This window comes from Acinetobacter sp. YH12096 (assembly GCF_013419215.1).
Lineage (GTDB): Bacteria > Pseudomonadota > Gammaproteobacteria > Pseudomonadales > Moraxellaceae > Acinetobacter > Acinetobacter amyesii.
Genome location: NZ_VPAM01000016.1, coordinates 1 through 23,646, shown reverse-complemented (window position 1 = coordinate 23,646; position 23,646 = coordinate 1). Strand labels below are relative to the sequence as shown.

Sequence of the window (23,646 nt, the reverse complement as noted above, 5' to 3'; positions counted from 1 at the left end):
CGCCCTTTCACGGCGGTAACCGGGGTTCGAATCCCCGTAGGGACGCCATTATTTAGTCTAAAAACTTAGACTGAAATGAACGGTTTTAAAATTTGCTTTCTGTACTGTCCCTATCGTCTAGAGGCCTAGGACATCGCCCTTTCACGGCGGTAACCGGGGTTCGAATCCCCGTAGGGACGCCATATTCGAGTTGGTTTTAACCACTCATTAAAAAGCTCAAGCATTGCGACTTGGGCTTTTTTATTGCCTTAATTTCTAAATATTTCTTTTAATAGTTTTGAATCATAAATGGCCTTAGGGGCAATCACCTGCTCATTCAGCGGAATATTTTGACCATAGCGCTGCCGCATTAGGCGCTGCACTTCATTTTGTTTTAAATCAAATTGTTTCAGTTGTTGTAATGGAGAAAGTTCGATTCCTAAAGCATGCTGATAAGCTTTCCAAACAATTTCAGAACAGTAAATTGCACGGTCATCCCATTCAAAATATATATCATAGGGTTTGCCCAAATACTTTTCTGCATGTTGTACCAGCTTCGTTTTCTGCGGCACATTTAAGGGTTGTTTGAGCCTTTTCACCACATAGTGAGCATTCTCCCCACGCGCGATCCATTGATTTAAAGTGGTGTATTGCACAGGTTGAATAGCTTCAAGCACCCACGTTTGGTTATTTTTATTTACGATCATGCCCATGTGACTATAGGGCGAATGTGTGGCCTTTTGAATGCTTAAACTTTGTTGTGACTTTGAGATATGAAAAATGATATCCCCCGTCTGAAATACAGACTGGGCATAGAGGGCTGAACTGAGCCCCGAAAGAATGACTATTAATATTAAAATTTTAGACATTTTTATTTTAAGCAATATTGATATGAATGAAGGCAACCATAACATGGATGTATGCCGATTGCCCTTATTCTAATAATTCAATGATTGATTAAGCCGACTTACGTGAATTGACTTGCCCTTTAATGACCGCTGTTAAATTTCCTTTAAGATATTTAAAAAACACTTTTAACGGTGAAAGTTTAGGATTTGGCTGTTTGCCTTCACCAATCGATTTAAACTGAGCGGCATACCAAATAATTTCCATAATCGCCATTTTATCTATCATCGGTATGCCAGTTTTAATTTTGTCTACGCCGTAACGAACATCCTGCCCCGCCAATAAACGATCAGCCAAATCGACTTCAACAGCGAATGGACGTGCAATACCAATAAAATCACAAGCTCCACTGTCTAGTGCAGCATTCATGCCTTGCACGGTTCTAAACCCGCCGGTAACCATTAACGCGCATTTCACTTCTTTACGGATATTGTCCGCAAAATCGAGGAAATAAGCTTCACGAGCAATGGTACTGGCTTTACGTTTTTCTGCTTTAGCACCGGCCATCGCTGGCGCTTCATAGGAACCGCCCGAGATTTCAATCATATCAATCCCTGCGGCATCGATTGCCTTAAAGACCTCAATCACATCTGTTTCGCTAATTCCGCCGCGTTGGAAATCAGCAGAATTCAGTTTGACCGAAATGATAAAATCATCTGTCGTCGCAGCACGAACTGCCTTATAGATTTCAAGCAAAAAGCGCATGCGATTTTCATTTGAACCACCCCACTGATCTTGACGTTTATTGGTCAGTGGCGACAAGAACTGACTAATTAAATAACCATGCGCACCATGCAATTGCACGCCTTCGAAGCCTGCCTTTTCACAAATATGTGCGGCACGTGCAAAACGCTGAATGATATCTAAAATTTCATCTTCACGAAGTTCGCGCGGTGTTCCAAAAGTTGTAGCTAACATCGGACTAAATGGCACAGCAGATGGTGCAACCGTTTCTTTATTTAAACCTTTTGGACATTGACGACCCGGATGTGAAAGTTGAACCAATTGCACCATGCCGTGCTTCTTACCTAACTCAGCCCACTGTGTTAACTGCGCCAAATCTCGCTCTGTTTCAGCGACCACAACCCCCGGCTCATTTTTAGCACGAAAATCCACCATGACATTACCCGTAATGGCACAGCCTAAACCACCCTTCGCCCAAGCTTCATATAATCCAAAATGTAAGTGATTGGGTTGGCCTGCGGTATTGGCCAATGCTTCACTCATTGCACCTTTAATGATGCGATTTTTAAATGTGGTATTACGAATTTTAAAGCTTTCAGCTAAATGGCTCATGACAATGTCCAAAATGAAATAATAAGTCCTGAGTATTTACTCTAATTATTATTTTCTAAAGGTCAAGGATATTTTGACAATGACACTTGTCAAAATATCCATAAGTTTGATTTTAGTATTGGCTGGCTTCAATTAATTTACGGGTATAGTCCGTTTGTGGTCGTGCAAATAGATCTTCAGTGTCTTGAAACTCCATGACTTTGGCATGTCGCAGTACCAACACTTTTTGGCACAAGGCTTTGACCACGTGTAAATCGTGACTGATAAATAAATAACTCATATTATATTCTTGCTGCAAACGCCGTAGTAGCTTCACGATAGCTTTTTGTGTCGTCCGATCAAGTGCCGATGTAGGTTCATCGAGTATCAATAATTTAGGACGTAATACCAACGCACGCGCCAAGGCAACTCGCTGCCGTTGCCCACCCGATAATTCATGTGGATAACGCTGCTTAAATGAGCTGGCTAATTCGACTTTCTGCAAAGCTTCATCTATACGCTGTACAATTTCATTTGCAGATAAATGCTGTAAGGCCAGACCTTCGCCAATGGTTTGCTCTACATTGAGCCGTGGATTTAAACTACTGAATGGATCTTGAAAGACGATTTGAAATTCACGACGTAAAGGTCTGAGCTGTTTTTCTGAAAGTTGATTGATGGCGTGTTGATTTAACATAATTTCACCATCACTTTCTATGAGCCGAGCAATAGCCAGTGCTAAAGAGCTTTTCCCTGAACCACTCTCACCAACAATACCGATCGACTCACCTTCAGCCACTGTTAAATCCAAAGCTTCTACCGCAACGACATAATTTTTAATGCGGTTCAATAAGCCTTGTTTGACTGGGAACTTCACTCCTAACTGGCGTAATTCTAAAAGTGTCTGCGTTTGCGAAACCTGTATTGCTGAACCAAAATCATGGTCTAATAAATTTTTGGTATACGCCTGCTTCGGCTGCTCAAAAATTTCCTGAACACCACCTTGCTCCACCACTTGCCCACGATTCATCACAATCACATGTTCGGCATAGCGCTTGACCAAATTCAGGTCATGGCTAATTAATATCATCGCCATATTGCGCTGCTGTTGTAGCGACTTTAATAAATTTAAGATTTGCACCTGCAAAGTGACATCTAAAGCCGTGGTTGGCTCATCAGCGATTAAAATATCAGGATCTAAGGCCAATGCCATGGCAATCATGACACGTTGCCGCTGCCCGCCTGATAATTCATGTGGATAGCGCCTTAACTTATCTTCAGCATCAGGAATACCCACATCATTTAATAATTCTATAACGCGCTGTCGTGTTTTTGCCTTCGACCATCCCTGTAACAACAATGACTCACCAACAATCTTTTCCACACGATGTAAGGGATTTAAGGCCGTCATCGGCTCTTGAAAAATCATGGCAATTTTCTGTCCACGAATGTTTCGATGCTGCTCAGGACTCAGTCCAAGAATATTCTGTCCATTCAGGCTGACGCTGCCTGTGACCTGCAGATCACTTGGCAACAAACCGAGTATAGCTAGGCTGCTAATCGATTTACCAGAACCGCTTTCTCCAACAATGGCTATCGTTTCACCTGCATGCAAATTAAAATTCAGGTCTTCAACCAAGACCTGTGCTGCATGGGAAATATGTAAATGTTCAACCGCTAATACGATGGGAGGTACATTAACTTGATGATTATTGACGTCTAGGATCGAATGCATCACGTGTCGCCTCCCCAATGTAAATCAATAAAGACAGCACGATCGCTAAGGTAAAAAACCCCGATAAGGCAAGCCATGGTGCATTCAGATTGTTTTTCCCTTGAAGCAATAACTCACCTAAGGACGCGGCATCAGGCGGTAAGCCATAACCTAAGAAATCTAAGGCTGTCAGTGCCGTAATATTTGCCGTGAGCATGAAAGGTAGCTGTGAAAGACTGGAACTCATCGCATTTGGTAAGATATGCCGAAACATAATGGTGCTATCTGTAACGCCAAGACTCCGTGCTGCACGGACATAATCAAAATTACGAGCACGCAAAAACTCTGCACGAACCAAGCCGACCAAAGTGGGCCAGCCAAACAGCAGCATAATGACAAAGAGCCAATACACACTCGGAGTAAACATGCTGACCAAAATCATCACCATGAATAGCATCGGTAGTCCGCCCCAGACTTCTAAAATCCGTTGACCAATGAGGTCTACCCAGCCACCATAATAGCCCTGTATCGCCCCAACCATGATGCCCAATATGGCTGAAGCAAAAGTTAATGCAAAACCAAACAAGAGCGACACACGTAGTCCATATAAAATACGTGCGAGCACATCACGCCCTTGGTCATCGGTACCGAGCCAATTTTGTGCAGTCGGTGCAGATGGCACAGGCACAGCCAACTCTAAATTCGGTGTTTGATAGGAAAATTTAATCAGTGGCCATACAGCCCATCCTTTATCATCAATCAGTTGCTGTACCACAGGATCTTTATAATCTGCCTCAGTTTCAAATACGCCACCGAAAGCAGTTTCTGGATAACTTTTTAATACGGGAACGTATAAAGAATCATCGTATTTGACCAAGAGCGGTTTATCATTGGCAATAAACTCGACAGCTAATGACAACATAAAAATCAAGGCAAAGCTGATAAAGCATGTAAAGCCTAATTTATTTTCTTTAAAACGTTGAAAACGTGCTTGCATGATCGGAGACATTATTTTGCCCCCTGCGAATCAAAATTAATTCGTGGATCAATCATTTGATACATGACATCACTGATTAATCTTAATATCAGCCCCATCAAGGTAAAAATAAACAAGGTGCCAAAAATCACTGGATAATCACGCTGTACAATGGCTTCAAATCCTAATAACCCCAGACCATCTAGATTGAAAATAATTTCAATAAATAGATTTCCCACAAAGAAGATGCCAATTAATGCTTCTGGTAGACCAGCAATAACAATGAGCATTGCATTACGAAATACATGCCCATACAGCACACGTGATTCGGTCAAACCTTTAGAACGAGCAGCAAGAACATATTGCTTATTTAATTCTTCCATAAAAGAGTATTTGGTCAGATAAGTTAAGCCAGCGAAACCACCAATTACCATAGCAAACAAAGGCAACACCATATGCCAAAAATAATCTGAAATTTTGCCAAATACACTTAACTCAGCAAAATTCTCTGAAACTAAACCTTGTAGAGGAAACCACTGAAAATATGAACCACCTGCAAAAAATACAATGAGTAAAATGGCAAAGGCAAAAGCAGGAATGGCGTAGCCGATAGCCAATAAAATAGACGTACTTTTATCAAATAACAGACCATGTTGACGGGCTTTTTTAATGCCTAATGGAATAGACACCATATAGATCAGCAAGGTACTCCATAAGCCAAGGGATAAGGATACAGGCAGCTTTTCCCAAAGTAGCTGGGTCACAGGCTTATCTTTAAAGAAACTGGTACCAAAATCTAGCGTCACATAGCCCTTTAACATGAGCCAAAAACGTTCGAATAATGGTTTATCGAAACCATATTGCGCTTCGATTTTTGCCACCATTTCTTCACTGAGGCCTTTAGCACCTTGGTATTTACTGCCTGTCGTCGCAGTTTCACCACCACCTGTGTTTCCCATACCTTGAAAGGACTCAGCTTGCTGTATGGCTTGTTCAACAGGTCCTCCCGGTGCAATCTGAATCACGACAAAGTTAATCAGTAAAATGAAAAACAATGTTGGAATAATCAGGAGCAATCTTTTTAAAATATATGTGCCCATGTTGCTTTCACATTCCTTGTCATTCAGGTGTATTTATTGCTGCCGTAAATATTGTGTTATTTGCTTGGCTTGAGCTGCATCACTCCACCAATAGTCAATCCCTACAGAAAGTTTAGGTTTGACATAAGGTTGCTTATACATATGCCAATAGGCAAACCAGTTTTCACTTTGCCCAAACATTGGAATTTGATAATAACCCGCTCTAAGCAGGCGGTCTAAAACACGCGTACGAACAATCAATTCCTCCCGATTTGGAGCATTGATCACCTGTTGAATGAGCTTATCAATCACAGGATTTTTAATCCCTGCATAATTATAATTACCCACTTGATCGGCTGCTTGACTGCCCCAAAGTTGAGCTTGCTCACCTGCTGGAGTGAGCGATTGAGGCATTTCATCCACGATCATATCAAAGTCAATATTTCGCATACGCTCGGTGTATTGCGGTCCATCTACTTGTCGCAATAGCACCTGAATACCTAAACGTTTCAAATTTCGTATAAATGGCATTAAGGTTCGCTGCAAATCTTGTTGCTGAATCAAGATTTCGAATTTCACAGGCCGAGATTTTGCATCCACCAATCGGCCGTCTTGATAAAGATAACCCGCATTCAATAACAGTTGGCGTGCATGCAGCAGATTTTTTCGATTAAATCCACTGCCATCAGAAACGGGATATTGCCAATTGGATAAGACCCCCTGTCGTTGAATAGGATCAAGTTGCGATAACATCGGTTTTAAAATATCCAACTCTTGGATAGAGGGTTTCCCCTTCGCTTCTAGCACACTATTACTAAAATAACTCTGCAAACGCTGATACTGCCCATAAAATAATGCTTTATTTTGCCATTCAAAATCATAAGCAAAAGTTAAAGCTTGCCGAAAGCGAATATCACTAAATGGCGCACGACGGGTATTAAATACGAGACTTTTTGTGGGAATCGGTCGTTCATGTTTAAAGCGATATTTGACAATTTTACCGTCTTTAAAAGCAGGAAAATTGTACGCTCCCACCCAATTACGTGCGGTCTTTTCCTCATATAACGTAAATTGACCCGCTTTAAAGCCTTCAAAGGCGATGTCTGGGCTGCGGTAATATACATATTTCAGATGGTTAAAATTATACCGACCACGATTGACAGCTAATTTCTGCCCCCAATAGTCAGGATTACGCTTATAGCGAATACTCCTACCTGCATCGATCTTCTCAATCGTGTAAGGGCCAGAGCCTAAGATGGGCTGCAATGTAATTTGAGTAAAATCTTTTTTTGCCCAATCTTTTTGGGAATAAATCGGCATTTGCGCCAAAATCATGGGCATATCAGTATTATGACCAGATTTAAAACTCATCTTCACCTGATATTTAGATAAAACATCTGTTTTGTCCAAATCTGCTAAGTACATTTGTAGACCGGGATTTGATTTAGTTTGGAATGTATCAAAACTAAACTTCACATCATCTGCTGTTAAGGCACTCCCATCACTAAATCGTGCTTTTGGGTTTAAATGAAAAATAACAAAATTAGTTTTTTTTGGGTCAAATGTCACTTTTTCGGCAAGTAACGGATACATCACACCCGGCTCATCTAAAGATGAACTCATCAAACTATCAAATAGATAATTGATACCTTCAACAGAACGCCCTTTTCCATTCATGCTGTTTAAATTATCAAAACTCCCAATACTCGAAGTCGTGATATAGCCCCCTTTAGTGGCAAAAGGATTGGCATAGGGCATTGCCTGTAATTGATGATATTGAGGGCTACTATGTATGGCAAGAAAAGGCGTGGTCTGCAATGCAGCCCACGCCCCTGTTGAAAGTATGCTCAAGGTCATACCAAACACGTAACGCGAAGTTGAAGCAGAATACATTCAACTTAACTCCTTAATGTTTGGACTCAGTTCGGTACTTTTATCACTTCACCAATACGTAACTGAGCAGACGGTTGCATATCATTCATTTCAGCGAGTTTTGATGTATCTAGTCCATAACGACTTGCTAAACCAATCAATGTATCCCCGCGTTTAATACGGTATTCACTGATGGTTTTAGGAACTTGTAAATTTTGACCAACACGAAGCCCAGCACGCGGGTTCAAGTTATTTAACTCAGCCAATGCTGCCACAGTTAAACCTGTCCGACTAGCAATCGAATTTAAAGACTCGCCTGATTTCACAGTATAGCTTTCAGTATTTGTTGGTTTCACATTGCTCGTAGAGGATTTAGCTTCCGTTTTTTTGGTTTCAGTTGCTTTACTAGCTACATCAGCAGGTAGTTCACCATCTACTTTTAAACGCTGCCCTACACGAATCGCACTATTGGTATTTAGGCCATTTAATTCAGCTAAATAACGCAATTGAAGATGATATTTCTTCGCAATCACACCCAATGTTTCACCTGATTTCACCACATGAATATCGGTCGCATCAACGGAATTCGTTCGTGTATTGGTTTTGCTTTCAATTTTGGTCGCCTCAGCTTTGGTTTCTACTTTAACCGGTGCGACATCACCTGTTAATTTTAATTTCTGCCCAACGCGTAGACCAGAACTACGCTCTATACCATTTAAATTTGCGACATAGTCCATGCCTAAATCATAGCGACTAGCAATGCCTGTCAGTGTATCGCCAGACTGCACCACATATGTATCAGGAACAGTTGAACTTGCAGGAACTTTAATGCTTTGCCCAGCCATCAGCCCACTATTTACCGACATATCATTTAGACTCGCCAATTCTGACAAACTGATTTTTGACCGCGTCGCAATACTGTAAAGCGTATCACCACGCTGCACTTTATAGCTTTCAACTTTATACGCAGGATCAACTTTGACATTTTCAATGCGATTCACGACTTTGCTTTCGAGCTTCTCAACTTCTGCTACAGCTTGTAATGGCACATTAATTTTTTGCCCCACCATCAAGCTACTGCCAGCCGTTAAACCAGTTGTTAAATCTGCCAACTCTTGATTTGACAGCGCATAACGATCTGCAATGAGTTTTAGATATTCACCACGTTTTACCGTGTAGGATTTGGTTTGAACTTTTGCAGATTTTTCGACAACTTGAGCTGCTTTCTTGTCAGCTTCCAATTTTGCTTTAGATGCTGGCGGTTCTTTTAAGGATAATTTCTGCCCAACATATAAACCACTCGTGGTGGTTAAACCATTGTAGTCGGCGAGTTGCTTCGTACTTAAACCAAATTGACTCGCAACAGCTGTAAGACTGTCATTTGCTTTCACCACATAGCTATCTGCGATAGGCTTAGCTTTCGATTCTTCATTATTTTGCACAATCGGTTTCGCATCATATAAATAGATGGTCGTACCGACATACAAGGTCGAATCTGGCGAAATTTGGTTCCAAGCTGCAATATCACGCCAATTCACGCCATTTTTCATCGCGATCAACGCTAATGTGTCGCCCGCCAAAACTGTATAAGTACTGCGTTTACCTTTAGGTGGTACAACTACAATTTCAGAATCTGTACGAATGACATTTTTACCTTGGTTGCGTTTGGCTTCTTCGGAATCTGCACCTGTATTTTCAGCCACGCTTTTCGGGTAAGAGAACCCTTTCGTCAGTTCTTTACCTTGTTGATCTGCAATCGACTGACTGGTCTGAATCGCAGTCAACTTAATCTTGCCATCATAAGGATCGACAATTTCAGTGCCTTTCGGCGCAATAGCTTTAATTTCCTGAACGACTTCTTCTTGTTCTGCTTTAGTCGCTACTGGTTTTAATACCTCATCTATTGTTTTGGTCTCACCTTCAGCTTTAATAGCCGCCATGATTTGCTCACGCTCATTTGCGCTGAGTGGTGGCTCGACAGACACGGCTTTCACAGGAGTCGAAGGTGTTACAGCGACTGGTATACGCGGCGCACTTGGAATATCACTATTCGATGCAAAAGCAGCCAAAGCAGATGATCCTATTGGCGTTTTGCCTTTCGTTCCTGATGGAACACTCGGCGTTACCGTTGCAGCGACTACAGGTGGTTTGGCAGAAGCTGTCACTGTCGGCTGAGTTTTAAGCGTAGGTGGCGTCACTTTAGCGGGCTGAATAGTTTTACTATTTAATTCCGGCGGAGTAACACGTGACGGTGTTATTTCAACATTATTTTTTGGTAAGTTATAAGTTGAATTACTTGCCCAATAACCTGATGAACCACCTGATTGTAATTTTTTCAAACGTGCATCGACTGATGGACTCACATCCGCAGGAATTAAAATCCGCATTGGGCTGCTGCTATCAATCACATCGCCACGATGACCAGGGTTTAGTGCATAGAGTTCTGCACGGCTTAAACCGGTAATAGATGCAATTTCATTTAAATTTGCAGGCCCTACAGCCACTTCACGAAAGTGTGGACGGTTGGCAATTGGTGGCAAACTTACGCCATAGGCACTTGGATTTTTAATAATTTGAGCAACAGCCAAGAAACGTGGGACATAGTTCATGGTTTCTTGGGGCAGTTTTAGCGACCAATAATCCGTTGGCAAACCTGCCGCACGGTTACGGTTAATCGCCTGTTGAATGCGGCCCGGCCCTGCATTATATGCAGCCAAAGCCAATTCCCACGAACCGAACTGGTTATGTAGCGCACCTAAAAACTCATAAGCTGCACGCGTTGATTCCACTACGTCACGACGACCATCATACATTGAGGTTTGTTTTAAGCCGTAAATACGTCCAGTACTTGGAATAAATTGCCATAAGCCTGCTGCGGCTGCACTTGAGGTTGCTGCTGGGTCATAAGAACTTTCAATCACTGGTAATAACGCCAACTCAGTCGGCAAACCACGACGTTCTGCTTCTTTAACCGTGTGATATAAATAACGGGACGCACGCGCACTTAAACGATCAATATATGGTTGACGTGAAATAAACCAACCACGCTGCGCTTCAATTCGCGTATCCCAGTGGTTCAAATCCATTTTGAAACCCACAGTCATACGCTTCCAGACATCACCATGCTTAAGTACTAAAAGGCGATCGCCTTCTACGGCACGCATGTCTGTTGCAGAAAGTAAATCTTCGAGTGAATCTAAACTATTGGCATCGAGAAAGTTTGAGCCAACTTGTTTACTTGCTGAGTTCTGCTTAGTCGTTTGCGATGAAGAACAGCCCGTCAGACCAAGAGCTGCGAGCGCAGAACCCAAGACTGTAAATTTAAAAATTTGTGGTAACGTAGGCTGCCAGACAGTCGCAGTTGATTTATACATAAAAAAATCCAGACAACTCATATAAAATTTATTTTTTAGATATGCCATTGTAGTGAAGCAGAACACAGACACAAGGCGTTAATTTAACGCTATTTCAGTATAAATGTTACAAGAAATTAAAAAAATCGCCAGAAATGGATTTCTCTCTGTCATTTGCGTTATACAATATACGGTTCTGAATGCTTGTTTTTCTCCGGATTTGATTTATGTCTCAAACAATCACGCTTTATGTTGATGGTGCATGTAAAGGCAACCCTGGCTTAGGGGGTTGGGGGGCCTATATCATCCGTGAAACTGGAGAAGAAAAACTCTGCGGCGGCGAAGCTGAAACCACCAATAACCGTATGGAATTGACTGCTGCTATTGAAGGCATTCAACATTGTCCGTCCGATGCAAAACTGATCATTTGGACAGACTCCAACTATGTCAAACAAGGCATAACCGAGTGGATTCATGGTTGGAAAAAGAAAAACTGGAAAGATGTTAAAAATCCAGATTTGTGGAAATTACTGGATGCAACTTGTCAGGGTCGGGAAATTGAATGGAACTGGATTAAAGGGCATGCAGGCCATCCGGGAAATGAAATGGCCGATCAATTGGCCAATCTAGGCGCAGAAAAAACCCTCGAACGCATCAAACAAGCAGCATCTACAGCTGAAGCACCTAAAAAAAAAGCTGAACCTGACTGGCTATTAAATGATCCGTTTGGACTCGAATTTGCTGATAGCGAGGATGAAGCAGAAGAAATCTCAGCTGAGTCAGCTATTGACGCAGAGCAGATTGATGACATTGTGATAGAACAACAAGCAACAGACACTGCTTCAACGTTGAGTCCAGATGCTTCTACACAGTCTAAGCAAGCTGCTGAAATCCATCCAATGATTGTCATTACACCAGCAACTGTCGATGTATCTGGCCCACGACAATTAATTTTGGATACGGAAACCACAGGTTTCTATTTCCAAGATGGCGACCGTATTATTGAAGTCGGTGCAGTGGAAATGATTAACCGCAAACTAACCGGTAGCTCAATTCATATTTATATCAACCCGCAAAAACCTGTCGGTGAATCTGAAAATATTCACGGAATCAGTGATGACTTTCTAAAAGACAAACCACTGTATGCTGAAATTACTGATGTCTTATTTGACTATCTAAAAGGCGCAGAAATCATTGCGCATAACGCAACCTTCGATATGAACTTCCTTGATATGGAGTTCAAACGTGCCGGTTTTGTGGCCTTATCTGAAGTTTGCGAAGTCACCGATACCTTGGCTATGGCCAAAGCCAAGCATCCAGGCCAGAAAAACTCACTCGATGCATTAGTGCGTCGTTACGAAATTCCACAACGTGACCGTACCTTCCATGGTGCCTTACTCGATGCGGAAATTCTGTCTGACGTATACCTAGCAATGACGGGTGGTCAGGTATCCTTTGATATCGATGCCCTGACCCACTCGCAAAATGAAGATGGTTCGCAAACCCGCGCCGCTGTTGAAATAGAATTACCCGTGATTTTACCTTCAGCCGATGAACTTGAAGCCCATGAGACATGGGTCAAACAATTTGAAGAAAAACATGGTACACCTTGCCTTTTTGCGAAATAAAATCTAAATTTCGTGTTACTTTTTGTATATAAACAATTCTTACATACGCTATAGTAAAACCATAAACATGGACCGCCTTAAGGGGCGGTTAATAAACAAGATAAAACATCTAGGAAAGGTGCAGATACATGTCTTACCAAACCTCTATCCATTTTGATCCAACGGCTTTGCTGATAATAAAAAATGAGGTTGATAACTCAATCAAGTTAGTCGAATCAGCAGTCAGCACCTTAGTTGAAGATCAAACTTTACCTTTCGGGATTGATGATGCACTGATTCAATTTGAACAATGTGCTCAAGTATTAGCTTTAGTTGATATGCCAAGTTTGGCAAAAATCGCTCAATATTCAGCAGAGTTAATGCGCAAGATCATGGGGAATCCTGCGCAAATTAACACTCAAGATGTCATCGCACTGAGCGAAGGCACAACCATGCTGAAACGCTATATTGAATTTATCTGCTTGCGTGAAGTTAAAATCCCACAGTTCCTACTCGACAGTCTGAATCGTCTAGAACTGTCTTTAGGTAAACCTTTAACGTCGGAAGGCCAACACATTGAGTCCCTACTCGATTGTATTACTCCTGACTTTGACTTACCTCAAGCTCCTGCACTTGAAAAATCAAAATACGTTCACCGTCTGTATAAGTTGGCGTTGAATAAATTGATTAAACAAGAAGAAACTGAGCTGGATCTGCAAGCGATTAAATTGGTCGGTACGTATTTAGCAGGTCTTTCAGACAAACATCCAAGCAAACAATACTGGAACTTGGTTTTTGTTGCGTTTAATCAAATTGATCAAATCTTAATTACCGATGCTCGTTTACGTACCTTGGTAAGCATTGAACGCAATATGGCTCAATATTTTGCAGGAACTGAGCGCTTTAAAGCATCCATTTCTGATTTAGCCAATGTCTTAAGTCTAAACATTAGCCAAGAAGATGACATTTCTCATCATATTCGTGGCAAGTTAAATATCGGTGAAGACCTTCTCACCGACACTCAATTGCAAGTTTTCAGTCGTCATTTATATGGTCCTGACTTCGATACCATGCATACCATTGGTGAATTGGTTACGACTGAAATGACGCAAATTCGTAATGATATTGAATTTAACTATCAAAATATGACGCCTGAAAAAACCCAAAATCTTCAAGCGAAATTAAACGAATTGGCAAATATTTTCAAAGTCTTGAACTTAAATGAAGCGTATAACGACTTGTCGCGTCAAGCCGCGTCATTAGGTAATGCTGAGATTTTACAAGATGAAAACTTTGCCCAGCAGTTGATGAACAATATCTTGTCTGCCATGAACTCGATTGGTGTGCTTGAGCGTCATCACACTTCTAGCCGCTTACAACTTCGTGTGAATAATATGAATATTTCACTCGACCGTTTAGATGAAGCACACGCTGCTCTGTTAAATGAGACCAAGGTTTTAATTGATGCTGCTAGCCAATCTTTGGTTCAGTATTTACAAAACCAAGATTTGACACAACTTGAAGCGACTGCAACTCAATTCCGTGAAATTGGTGGTGCAATGTTGTTCCTCAATGCAGATGCGGCTCAAAATGCGCTGAATTCAACAGCTCAATTCATTTTGAAACGTGTTGAGTCTTCAACTGCGATTGAAGCAAATGAAGTGAATCAAGCATTAGATTCATTGGCAAGCGCAGATATGTTGATTGACAATTTAAAGAACAAACAACCTGTTTTACAGGGCATGTTTAAGGTAGCATTGGACAGTAGCGAAAAACTGAAATCAGCAGCAGCCTAATGTCTAAATTGTCACTTGCGTATATCTTCAAACAACAGCAATTGCTGGTCGATGAAAACTTTCAACTTCCCGAAGTTGAGCAACTCGCAAGTGATTTAAATATCGGCACGGGTGATCAAGTGATTGCCCGTGACCTACTTGAAAATGAGCCTATTCCTGATGGCTTACAACTCATCCCTATTCGCCAGCTTCTACAATTGTGGAATGTTCAACAATTTGAACAAGCCAGCCGTGCTATTCAACTCTTAGAATGGCGTCGTAATCATAAATTTTGTAGCCACTGCGGCACAGCAACTCAAGTCCATGCCACAGAATACGCCATGGTTTGTCCCACTTGCGGTTATCACCAATACCCTCGTGTCAATCCTTGTGTCATTACCGTCATTACCCGTGGTGAAGATGAAATATTATTGGCAAAAAATGCAAAAAATGTCCGTGCCATGTATGGACTGATCGCGGGTTTTGTTGAAGTCGGTGAAACTTTAGAAGAAGCGGTTCGTCGTGAAACTGAAGAAGAAGTGGGTTTAAAGGTCAAAAATATTCAATACTTAGCCAGCCAACCTTGGCCCTTCCCAAGTAATTTAATGATCGCCTTTAAAGCAGAATATGCTGCTGGTGAACTTCAATTACAAGAAGAAGAAATCAGTGATGCAGCCTTCTTTAAATTTGATGCATTACCTGAAATTCCTTTCAAAGGCAGTATCGCCCATTCGATGATTATGCATGTCATTCATGGTTCTGCTGTTGCAGATGATACCCAGGCATGGTTATAAGCTACTGCTTTTGAGGAACTTAGAAATAAAAAAAACCGCCTCAGTGCGGTTTTTTTTATTTCTCGCTAATCATGTGTATTCGCTGAATATTTAAATGATTGAATATTTTTTATCCACAAGATAGTCGATTTATTCTATTTTTAAATTCAAATTAAAATAACTTATCCACAATATTAAATTCAAAATAATGACGAAAAATAAATCCATCTGCAAAAGATAAAATATAAAAATCTAATATAAATAAATAAGATAGGAAATTTATGAAACTAAATTTAGCAATTCGGTTGCTTATTTTTAAATGAACTAAATAGTTTAGTAAGTTTATGGCAGATAGTACTTTATTTAATCAAATAATTATGTTAAAAATGCGTTTAAGAAATAGTAATTAACGATAAATAGATCGGAAAGAATATCTATGAAAGTCGTGCAAGAAGAAAACTTATCACAAGTTGACCATCACATGGAATCTCGATATCAAATCGAGCCAATGTCCTGCTTATTTTTTATGTTAGGTATGCTGATTTGTGCATACGTGTTACATACTTTTATTTTTTAATCTATTCAATAAAAAAACCGGCATTTGCCGGTTTTTTTATGCCTTTAGGATTATGCGTTGCGTTTTGCAAAGTCATCCATAAAGTTAACCAGTGCTTGAACGCCTTCTAGCGGAACAGCATTATAAATACTTGCACGCATACCACCCACTGAACGGTGACCAGCTAAATTCAGCAAGTGGTTTTCTTCAGCTTCTTTCAAGAATTGTTTTTCCAATTCTGGATTCGCCAAAGTAAATGGTACGTTCATGATTGAACGGAATTCTTTTGCAATTGGATTTGCATAGAAATCGCTTGAATCAATATAACCATAAAGCAATTCAGCTTTTGCCATATTCGCTTTATAAATTGCGTCTACACCGCCCTGCTCAAGTAACCATTCAAAAACGAGGCCAGATAAGTACCATGCATAAGTTGATGGTGTATTCACCATTGAACCATTTTTCGCTTGAGCTGAATATTTCAAGATACTTGGAATATCTGCTTTCGCTTGATCCAATAAATCATCACGAATAATCACTAAAGTTAAACCAGCCGGACCAATATTTTTCTGAGCGCCTGCATAGATTAAACCGAACTTAGAGACGTCTAATGGTGCAGATAAAATGCTTGATGAAAAATCGGCAACCAATGGCTTGTCTGTTTCAGGAATGTTGGCAAACTGAAGACCGCCAATGGTTTCATTATCTGCATAATGCACATAAGCTGCATCATCAGATAAGTTCCAAGTGCTTTGATCAGTAATCGCAAGTTTACCGTCAATGATCGTACCCGCTTCAACGACATTAATGTCGCCATAACGCTGTGCTTCTTTCAACGCTTTTTCAGACCAAATACCAGTGTGGATATAGTCTGCTTTGCTGTTTTTACCCAATAGGTTTAATGGGATCGCAGAGAATTGCAGTGATGCGCCACCTTGAAGGAATAACACTTTATAGTTGTCTGGAATATTCATCAGCTTACGAAGATCAGCTTCTGCTTTCTCTGCCACAGCGACATAGTCTTTACTACGGTGGCTCATTTCCATGATCGAAAGGCCTTTGCCTTGCCAGTCAAGCATTTCAGCTTGAGCTTTTTCTAAAACGGCAGTGGGTAATGCAGCAGGACCAGCACAGAAGTTGTACGCGCGCATGAGTTTTCCTTTCAAAGTGAAACACAATAAAATGATGGCATTTAACCATATCTGACGCGTGCTTGCAGTAGTTAAAGCTGAAAATATTCCAATGCTGTCTGACATTTAAAGTCAAAATTTCAATAAAGATCAAAATTAATTCTTCTTAATTCAAATTATTAGATTTACTGATATTTTTTATCCCTTGAATTGATGCTAATTTAAGGTCTTGATGTGCGAAAATGACGTGCGCTGCGAAGATAAAATTTATTTACATATGTATATGAAACAATACAACAACTTAGTGAATTTACCCAACTTCATCACAATGACTATAATGAACCCATCCTAGCTGTGAGTGTATTTTTATGCCTTTACCTCGAACAGATTATTCTATAAAAATTAAACATACATTTCGTTCAGGTTTACTGCTTGGCCTTGGTTGTTTCAGTGGCTTTTTTAGCCCCACGGTACTTGCGCAAAGTATCAGTTATAGCCAAGCAGAACAAAGTCTACTCACTAGTTCGTATAGTACTCAGGCCAACCAAGCGCTACAACAATCTGCCGAACTTCAAGCTCAGGCCATTAAAGGCCTTGGTTTACCTCGTGTGGATTTAAACGTCCGTGCCTATGCCTTTCATAATGAACTCGATATTCCTCTCGGCGCCTTAAAAAACAACTTAGAACAAACGCTGAGTAATGGCATTAATAATAAAATTGATGAAAGCTTACCGAGTGATTTGGCAGACCCATTAAAAGACAGTCTGCAACAGCCAATCCGTGATGGTGTCGGATTAATTCCAGATTCTTCCCAAGTGGTCTTAGATGATCAAGTGATCCGCCCTACCGTTTCCGTAATGATGCCGCTGTATACCGGTGGGTTAACGTCTAGCGCCAAGGAAATTGCCAATATCCAAGCCAAACGCAGCGCGATAAGCAGTGAACAACAACAAGATGTGCAACGTTTTGAATTAATCCAAGCCTACTTCAATGCTCAATTACAAAAAAAATTAGTCGAAAGCAGCCGCTTCAATTTAAATGCGATGCAACAACACTATGCCAATGCGCTCAAAATGGAACAACAGGGTTTTATTAGCAAAGGCCAGCGTATGCAATTTGAAGTGGCGAAGAATAATGCACTCAGAACTTTTCAAAATACTGAAGCGAATCTCCGCTCTAGCTTATTTAAGTTAAACAACTTAATGCAAAGCAGCCAAATTACTGATCTTTCAACGCCATTATTTATCAATCAGCAACACAATCAAAATATAACCGCCTTACTAAAAAGTTATCAGGATAAGTCTAGTTTGGTGCGTAAAATGCAATTGGACAGTCAATTGGCCGGTGCCAATGTGAAAGCCCAAAGTGCAGCAAAAAAACCCAACGTCTTTGCATTTGGCGAATATAGTCTCGACGATAAACAAAACTGGATCGTTGGTGTTGCCGCTCGCTACAACTTATTTTCAGGTGTTGATAAAAACAAATCCGTACAAGCTGCTGAACTTCAACGCTATGCATCTGAATTAATGACTGAGCGTACCAAACAAGAAATTGAAAGCCTGATTTATAGCTCATTTAATGAAGTCACCAGCGCTCAACAAAGTCACCTGTTGTTGCAGCAAAACCTAAAAGCTGCTCAAGAAAATTTAAGAATTCAACAGCTTTCATTTAAAGAAGATATGGGAACAGCCACACAAGTCATTGATGCACAAAATGCACTGAGTGGGCTACAAAGTGAAATGGCGCTCAATGCTTATAAATACGTGATGTCACTCGCAACACTGCTACAAAGTCACGGGAGCATTGACCAGTTCCAAAGCTATATCAATCAATCACATACCGACTATATTCGCTAAGTTTAGCCGAGGGGAAACAATATGAATCAGGAACCAACTGATCACCAAGAAGATGCCTCTGCGAATGCTGAAACATCCCAATCCAATGTCTCGAGTTCAAACGTTTCGTCTACAGCAAATACTGCTGAGGATACTCCAAAGAAAGTGAATACCAATACTGATGCAGAGACGAAAAAAAGCTCAGTGCAAAGTCGCAATAAATCTGCTTTGATCAAGCTCGTGATTGGCATTGTCTTAGTTCTGCTTTTGGCATTGATTGCATTTGGCTTATGGAAAAGTTATCAGCCCAAGCAGGTTGAATTACAAGGTCGAGTTGAGGCTGAAACCATCCACATTAGTACCAAAGTACCTAGTCGTATTGAAGAAATATATGTGCATGACGGTGAAAAAGTACAAGCAGGTCAAGCACTGGTTCGTTTAACCAGCCCCGAAGTCGATGCAAAGAAACAACAGGCTTTAGCTGCACTTCAATCTGCGCAAGCACTGCAATCCACAGCTGAACGTGGCTCTCAACAAGAAAATATTGATAGTTTATATGCCAATTGGCAAAGTCTAAAAGCACAGCAACAATTGGCGCAAACCACCTACCAACGTGGTCAAAACCTCTATAAAGAAGGTGTCATTTCACGTCAACGCCGTGATGAAATGCAAGCTGCCGCAGTCTCTGCTGCACAAATGACAGAAGCGTCTTATCAACAATATGCGCGTGCAAAACGTGGCAGTACACCGCAACAACAAAGCTCGGCAGATGCCCAAGTCAAGATTGCGCAAGCCGCGTTGGCCGAAGCAAATGCACTTGAGGCTGAAACCAAATTGTTTGCACCGTCCAATGGCACCATTTCAAAAACCTATGGCAAAGTTTCAGAATTAGTTGCGATGGGTGTGCCCGTTGTAAGCCTGATTCAAGATGATAGCTTATGGATTAGCTTAAATGTCCGTGAAGACCAGTATGCTCAAGTGTATCAACTCAAGACCATGCATGGATTTATACCCGCACTGAACAAATCTGCCGATTTTAAAATTGATCACATCGAAGCCGAAGGTGAATTTGCAACGATTAAAACCACGCGGCAAACGGGCGGCTATGACATTCGTAGTTTTAAAGTCCAACTGAACCCCGCTCAGCCGATTGCTGACTTAAAAGTGGGTATGAGCGTTTTGTTTAAAATTGAAGAGCGTAAATAATGTTTAGGGGCATTCTGCGTGAGTTTCGCTATTTGATGCAGCATAAATGGGACTTGTGCATGGTCACACTTGCCCCTGCCCTTGTGATTTTGCTCTTTACCAATATGTTTGCTCAAGGCAAACCAGATCATTTACCCATCGCGATCATAGACCAAGATCAAAGCAGTTTAAGCCGTAACATTACTCATTTTGCGCAGCTGAACCATACCTTAAAAGTAGCCACCATTACACCTAGTATGGACGATGCTGAAAAGCTTTTAAATCAGACTCAAATTTGGGGCTATATTCATATTCCTGCTGGCGCAGAGCAACGACTGGTTCAAGCAAAAGATGCAGAAATCAGCATTGCCTATAACCAAAGCTATTTTAGTGTCGGCAATAGTATTTCATCAGCCATGCTGCTAAGTACATTGCAAGCCATGGCCGATTTTAGTGGTCATCACTATTTACAAAATACCATTCCCTACCTCGATGCACCGACGCCCAATGTCAAAATTTCACCTTTATATAATCCAGGTTTAAATTATGAGTTCTATTTAGAGCCGTACATGATTCCTGCGATTCTGCATTTATTACTCTGCTGCTGCGTCGCATTTTCGGTTGGTCAAGAAATCAAATATGACACTGTAAATCAATGGGTGAATCCAAGTTCTGTCTTTCAAGCTTTAATCGCTAAAAATCTCAGTTATGTTTTCATTTTTACCGCTTGGACTTGGGCGTGGATGTTCTGGCTGATTGTGTTTAGAGGGTGGTTTGTTCAAGGTTCATTACTGCTCATTTTGCTCGGGCAATTGTTTTTTTATACAGCCTATGCCTTTATCAGTTCTACCGTGGTTTTGGCGACACGTGATCTCACCAAGTCATTTGGTTTTATCGCTGTGTATGGTGGCTCATCACTCAGTTTTGCAGGGGTGACATTGCCGCTGAATAACGCACCGATGTTTACAAAGTTTTGGGCCAATATTATTCCCTATACGCCTTATGCCAAATTACAAACAGAACAATGGGTCATTGGTAGCCCAATCTCCATTTCAATCACACCGCTTATCACCCTGATCATTTACTGTCTGTTCTATTTGGTTCTCGCCAGCTTCTTTTTACGTAAAGTACTGAAGGAACAAAGCATATGAATAAAATCGCGTTATTTATAACAGCTTTGCTCAGACACTATATTCAAACATTTAAAGATATTGTGAAGCACAGTTCGATTTTTACCACCTTAGTGCTTTCTGTTTTTCTTTACAGTTTTTTTTATCCCATTGCCTATCAAGCGGAACACGCAGAATCGCTCCCTATCATTGTGGTGGATGAGGAACAAAGCATACTCACTAATAAGATTATTGGTGCTGTAGCCAATAGTCCCAATGTAGAAATTCAAGCTGTGACTGGTAATTTTGCTGAGGCTGAAAATATGCTCAGAAGTCAGCAAGCTGACGGGATTTTACTGTTGCCGAGTAATCTTTCAAATAGCATTCGCCGTGGTGAAACCGGTGGAATTGGTTTATATCTCAGTGCTGCAAACTTTCTAAAGACGCAAAAAATTGGCTTAGGTTTAGCCAGTTCGATGGAAAATGCCCTCGTCGAATATGCAGAAAAATTCCAGAACATATCTGATTTTAGCCCCGCTTTGTCGATTCATAAGATTCCATTATTTAATCCACTTTCAGGCTACGGCAGCTATATTTTCCCAGCGGTTGCTCCCTTAATTATTCATCAGACGATTTTATTGGGTCTGTGCATGCTGATTGCGACCTATCGACAAAACACAGCATGGCGTCCGAGCTATACACAATTAGCTGGCATCTTCTTGTGTATTTTGACCATAGGAACTTTAGGGTGCTTCTATTTATTTGGTTTTACCTTTTGGCTGAATGATTATCCACGCGGTGGAAATTTGTGGGGCATGTTCATTGCTGTGCCCATCTTTCTCAGTTGTATTATTGCGATGACACTCTATCTAGCCACCTTTCTTGACCTGCCAGAACGTGCAGGACATGTCATCGTTTTTAGTTCTATTCCGCTATTTCTACTTTCGGGAACGGCATGGCCGCATGCCGCTATGCCTGAATGGATGCAAATACTTGCTCAGGTGTTGCCGTCAACCCAAGGCATTCAAATGTTTCTTCAACTCAATCAGATGGGTGTGCCTACAGCAATCGTTACCCCTAAACTGCTTTACCTCACAAGTATTGGACTGATTTTTTTATGTCTTGCTGTCTGGCGTTTAAAGTTTGCCAAAAGATAAAACTGTTTGTGCTGTTATACATATCGAGTATCAAACGAAATGCGTTCAAATCTATTCATCATGGACTCGAACGCTTTGCTTCTTAGCATGTCTCAAATTTTAATTCTTGCTGTCATCTATTAACTGTATGCATTTGGCGTCACAGTCGATGCTTCATCCACTTGAATATCAAAATCATCTGCATCTGAGGTGATCTCAGTAACCAAATCATCTGATTCTTTTTCTGCAGCGTTTTCAAGCCAGAATCCTTTCACTTTATCGTCCCCATCATGACCTGCAAAGACCACACTCATATACAGTTCTTTTTGCGGATAATCATATTTATACACAATCGTTGTGGTCTCACCTTCTCCCAGCCGAGTATTTGCCATTCGCTGAATCACTTCCGCCTCAGCGCTAGGTTGACCTGCTGGAATCAGCTTTTTCATACGTAAGAACAGCTCCGGATCTGCCAGCATCGCATCACGAACATTTTCTTCAACCAATGCCAAAAAGCTGTCTTGATGGGGTTGGTGTAGTGCTGCGAATAATTTTTCTGACTTGGTACGCTGGGAGCTTGTCTCACTTGGTAGGCTTGATTCAAATTTTGCAATCAAGAAATCGCCAATTTTTTCACAAGCCGTTATAGGTAAGATTAAAGCGATGATGACGACTAATTTTTTCAACACCGTACAAGCCCTCTGCTTATTATTAAAATATATAAAGTTAAAATTTAGTTCGGATAATCTGTGTGATTTATAGAATTTTCACTGATTTATCTGCTTCACAAGTATAAAGCAAACTTCTATATAAAAATGAAAAATACAGGCTCACATTTAGTTTTTTCGATCTTTCTAGGTAAATCAGAGATTTTGTGAAGTGTTTATTAATAACTCAATTTTATTCGTTTTATAAATTAAACTTAACAATCAAATCGTTTATACAACTAAAAATGATAATTTATCGATCAAACAGTTTGGTTTTGATCAAAATCGTTGGCTGTATTCTCATATAAACTGCAAAATATTGTCGTATTTATCTCCCAAATTATTCAGAACTTTTTGTCATGGCGGACTCAGTCTGTCTGCAACTTTTGTTCGTGGATGACTGTGGGCTTTTTTCTCCCAAATCTGACATAAGAGCTGATGTATGAAAAAGATTAAGGTGAGCCTTGCCTGGCAAATCGTGATTGCTCTCATTCTAGGTATACTTGTTGGTGCTTTCCTACACTATTCTCCTGAATATCCTGATGCTTTAGTTAGGGTCTGTTGACATTTGTTGATTAAAAAAATAGCGAGATAGTAAAATTAAATCGCCAAACCCAATTTTACACTCGCTATGCCTCGAACAATGCTAAATGATCAACACTGGTCCAAGTTACTTGCT

At 40.8% G+C, this 23,646-nt stretch carries 16 protein-coding genes, 1 tRNA gene and 1 pseudogene; 9 read left to right on the top strand and 9 right to left on the bottom strand.

The window, feature by feature from the left end; genetic code table 11:
• The first annotated feature begins 106 nt into the window (after positions 1-106).
• A tRNA-Glu gene (locus tag FTU36_RS08710) sits at positions 107-182 on the top strand.
• A gap of 66 nt (positions 183-248) precedes the next feature.
• Here the strand turns inward: FTU36_RS08710 and FTU36_RS08705 are convergent.
• The 7 genes from FTU36_RS08705 to FTU36_RS08675 form a co-directional block, all read right to left on the bottom strand.
• Complete coding sequence (locus FTU36_RS08705) at positions 249-848, bottom strand: YiiX family permuted papain-like enzyme (RefSeq protein ID WP_180117493.1); 600 nt, start codon at positions 846-848, stop codon at positions 249-251.
• An 88-nt stretch (positions 849-936) separates the two neighbouring features.
• On the bottom strand, positions 937-2,181 hold the full coding sequence (locus tag FTU36_RS08700; protein ID WP_180026819.1) for an NADH:flavin oxidoreductase/NADH oxidase family protein: 1,245 nt from the start codon (positions 2,179-2,181) through the stop codon (positions 937-939).
• A gap of 112 nt (positions 2,182-2,293) precedes the next feature.
• Complete coding sequence (locus FTU36_RS08695; protein WP_180106306.1) at positions 2,294-3,895, bottom strand: ABC transporter ATP-binding protein; 1,602 nt, start codon at positions 3,893-3,895, stop codon at positions 2,294-2,296.
• Complete coding sequence (locus FTU36_RS08690) at positions 3,870-4,883, bottom strand: ABC transporter permease (protein ID WP_180004178.1); 1,014 nt, start codon at positions 4,881-4,883, stop codon at positions 3,870-3,872. Before FTU36_RS08690 ends, FTU36_RS08695 begins: the two co-directional genes overlap by 26 nt.
• Positions 4,883-5,950, bottom strand: a complete 1,068-nt coding sequence (locus tag FTU36_RS08685; protein WP_180004177.1) for a microcin C ABC transporter permease YejB — start codon at positions 5,948-5,950, stop codon at positions 4,883-4,885. The genes FTU36_RS08690 and FTU36_RS08685 overlap by 1 nt, the downstream gene beginning before the upstream one ends.
• 33 nt (positions 5,951-5,983) lie before the next feature.
• Positions 5,984-7,786, bottom strand: coding sequence for an extracellular solute-binding protein (locus FTU36_RS08680; protein ID WP_257224816.1), 1,803 nt, complete (start codon positions 7,784-7,786; stop codon positions 5,984-5,986).
• 62 nt (positions 7,787-7,848) lie between these two features.
• Complete coding sequence (locus FTU36_RS08675; RefSeq protein ID WP_180117490.1) at positions 7,849-11,175, bottom strand: LysM peptidoglycan-binding domain-containing protein; 3,327 nt, start codon at positions 11,173-11,175, stop codon at positions 7,849-7,851.
• A gap of 206 nt (positions 11,176-11,381) precedes the next feature.
• Here FTU36_RS08675 and dnaQ point away from each other — a divergent pair, with 206 nt between their 5' ends.
• The 3 genes from dnaQ to nudC all read left to right on the top strand — a co-directional run bounded on the left by dnaQ (position 11,382) and on the right by nudC (position 15,330).
• Positions 11,382-12,782 carry a DNA polymerase III subunit epsilon gene (dnaQ, locus tag FTU36_RS08670; protein WP_180117488.1) on the top strand — a complete coding sequence of 467 codons (1,401 nt, stop codon included), beginning with the start codon at positions 11,382-11,384 and terminating at the stop codon, positions 12,780-12,782.
• A gap of 128 nt (positions 12,783-12,910) precedes the next feature.
• Entirely contained in the window at positions 12,911-14,557 is a 1,647-nt protein-coding gene (locus FTU36_RS08665; RefSeq protein ID WP_180117486.1) for a chemotaxis protein, read from the top strand.
• Complete coding sequence (gene nudC / locus FTU36_RS08660) at positions 14,557-15,330, top strand: NAD(+) diphosphatase (RefSeq protein WP_180117484.1); 774 nt, start codon at positions 14,557-14,559, stop codon at positions 15,328-15,330. Before FTU36_RS08665 ends, nudC begins: the two co-directional genes overlap by 1 nt.
• Before the next feature lie 606 nt (positions 15,331-15,936).
• On the opposite strand, the gene serC is transcribed toward nudC, so the two are convergent.
• Positions 15,937-17,016 carry a 3-phosphoserine/phosphohydroxythreonine transaminase gene (serC, locus tag FTU36_RS08655; protein ID WP_180117482.1) on the bottom strand — a complete coding sequence of 360 codons (1,080 nt, stop codon included), beginning with the start codon at positions 17,014-17,016 and terminating at the stop codon, positions 15,937-15,939.
• A gap of 347 nt (positions 17,017-17,363) precedes the next feature.
• On the opposite strand from serC, the gene FTU36_RS08650 reads away from it, so the two are divergent.
• From FTU36_RS08650 to FTU36_RS08635, 4 genes are read left to right on the top strand one after another with little or no spacing between them, the layout of a single operon-like run.
• A complete protein-coding gene (locus FTU36_RS08650) occupies positions 17,364-18,851 on the top strand; it encodes a TolC family protein (protein ID WP_180117476.1) in 1,488 nt (495 codons plus the stop codon).
• 21 nt (positions 18,852-18,872) lie between these two features.
• A complete protein-coding gene (locus FTU36_RS08645) occupies positions 18,873-20,036 on the top strand; it encodes an HlyD family secretion protein (protein ID WP_180117474.1) in 1,164 nt (387 codons plus the stop codon).
• The gene (locus tag FTU36_RS08640) at positions 20,036-21,166 is read left to right on the top strand and encodes an ABC transporter permease (RefSeq protein ID WP_180049042.1); all 1,131 of its coding nucleotides are present in this window, start codon (positions 20,036-20,038) and stop codon (positions 21,164-21,166) included. Before FTU36_RS08645 ends, FTU36_RS08640 begins: the two co-directional genes overlap by 1 nt.
• A 17-nt stretch (positions 21,167-21,183) precedes the next feature.
• Positions 21,184-22,281 (top strand): ABC transporter permease, encoded by a 1,098-nt coding sequence (locus FTU36_RS08635; protein WP_373686353.1) that lies wholly within the window; start codon positions 21,184-21,186, stop codon positions 22,279-22,281.
• 119 nt (positions 22,282-22,400) lie between these two features.
• On the opposite strand, the gene FTU36_RS08630 is transcribed toward FTU36_RS08635, so the two are convergent.
• Positions 22,401-22,949: a hypothetical protein gene (locus FTU36_RS08630; protein ID WP_180117471.1), complete on the bottom strand. Its 549-nt coding sequence runs from the start codon at positions 22,947-22,949 to the stop codon at positions 22,401-22,403.
• A gap of 460 nt (positions 22,950-23,409) precedes the next feature.
• Between FTU36_RS08630 and FTU36_RS16730 the strand changes: the two are divergent.
• Positions 23,410-23,520: pseudogene (locus FTU36_RS16730) on the top strand (hypothetical protein); the annotation flags it as partial.
• Positions 23,521-23,646 lie beyond the last annotated feature (126 nt).

Coding starts and splice junctions, on each gene's coding strand:
- FTU36_RS08705 (WP_180117493.1), bottom strand. CDS start 848: ATGTCTAAAATTTTAATATTAATAGTCATTCTTTCGGGGCTCAGTTCA.
- FTU36_RS08700 (WP_180026819.1), bottom strand. CDS start 2,181: ATGAGCCATTTAGCTGAAAGCTTTAAAATTCGTAATACCACATTTAAA.
- FTU36_RS08695 (WP_180106306.1), bottom strand. CDS start 3,895: ATGCATTCGATCCTAGACGTCAATAATCATCAAGTTAATGTACCTCCC.
- FTU36_RS08690 (WP_180004178.1), bottom strand. CDS start 4,883: ATGTCTCCGATCATGCAAGCACGTTTTCAACGTTTTAAAGAAAATAAA.
- FTU36_RS08685 (WP_180004177.1), bottom strand. CDS start 5,950: ATGGGCACATATATTTTAAAAAGATTGCTCCTGATTATTCCAACATTG.
- FTU36_RS08680 (WP_257224816.1), bottom strand. CDS start 7,786: ATGACCTTGAGCATACTTTCAACAGGGGCGTGGGCTGCATTGCAGACC.
- FTU36_RS08675 (WP_180117490.1), bottom strand. CDS start 11,175: ATGTATAAATCAACTGCGACTGTCTGGCAGCCTACGTTACCACAAATT.
- dnaQ (WP_180117488.1), top strand. CDS start 11,382: ATGTCTCAAACAATCACGCTTTATGTTGATGGTGCATGTAAAGGCAAC.
- FTU36_RS08665 (WP_180117486.1), top strand. CDS start 12,911: ATGTCTTACCAAACCTCTATCCATTTTGATCCAACGGCTTTGCTGATA.
- nudC (WP_180117484.1), top strand. CDS start 14,557: ATGTCTAAATTGTCACTTGCGTATATCTTCAAACAACAGCAATTGCTG.
- serC (WP_180117482.1), bottom strand. CDS start 17,016: ATGCGCGCGTACAACTTCTGTGCTGGTCCTGCTGCATTACCCACTGCC.
- FTU36_RS08650 (WP_180117476.1), top strand. CDS start 17,364: ATGCCTTTACCTCGAACAGATTATTCTATAAAAATTAAACATACATTT.
- FTU36_RS08645 (WP_180117474.1), top strand. CDS start 18,873: ATGAATCAGGAACCAACTGATCACCAAGAAGATGCCTCTGCGAATGCT.
- FTU36_RS08640 (WP_180049042.1), top strand. CDS start 20,036: ATGTTTAGGGGCATTCTGCGTGAGTTTCGCTATTTGATGCAGCATAAA.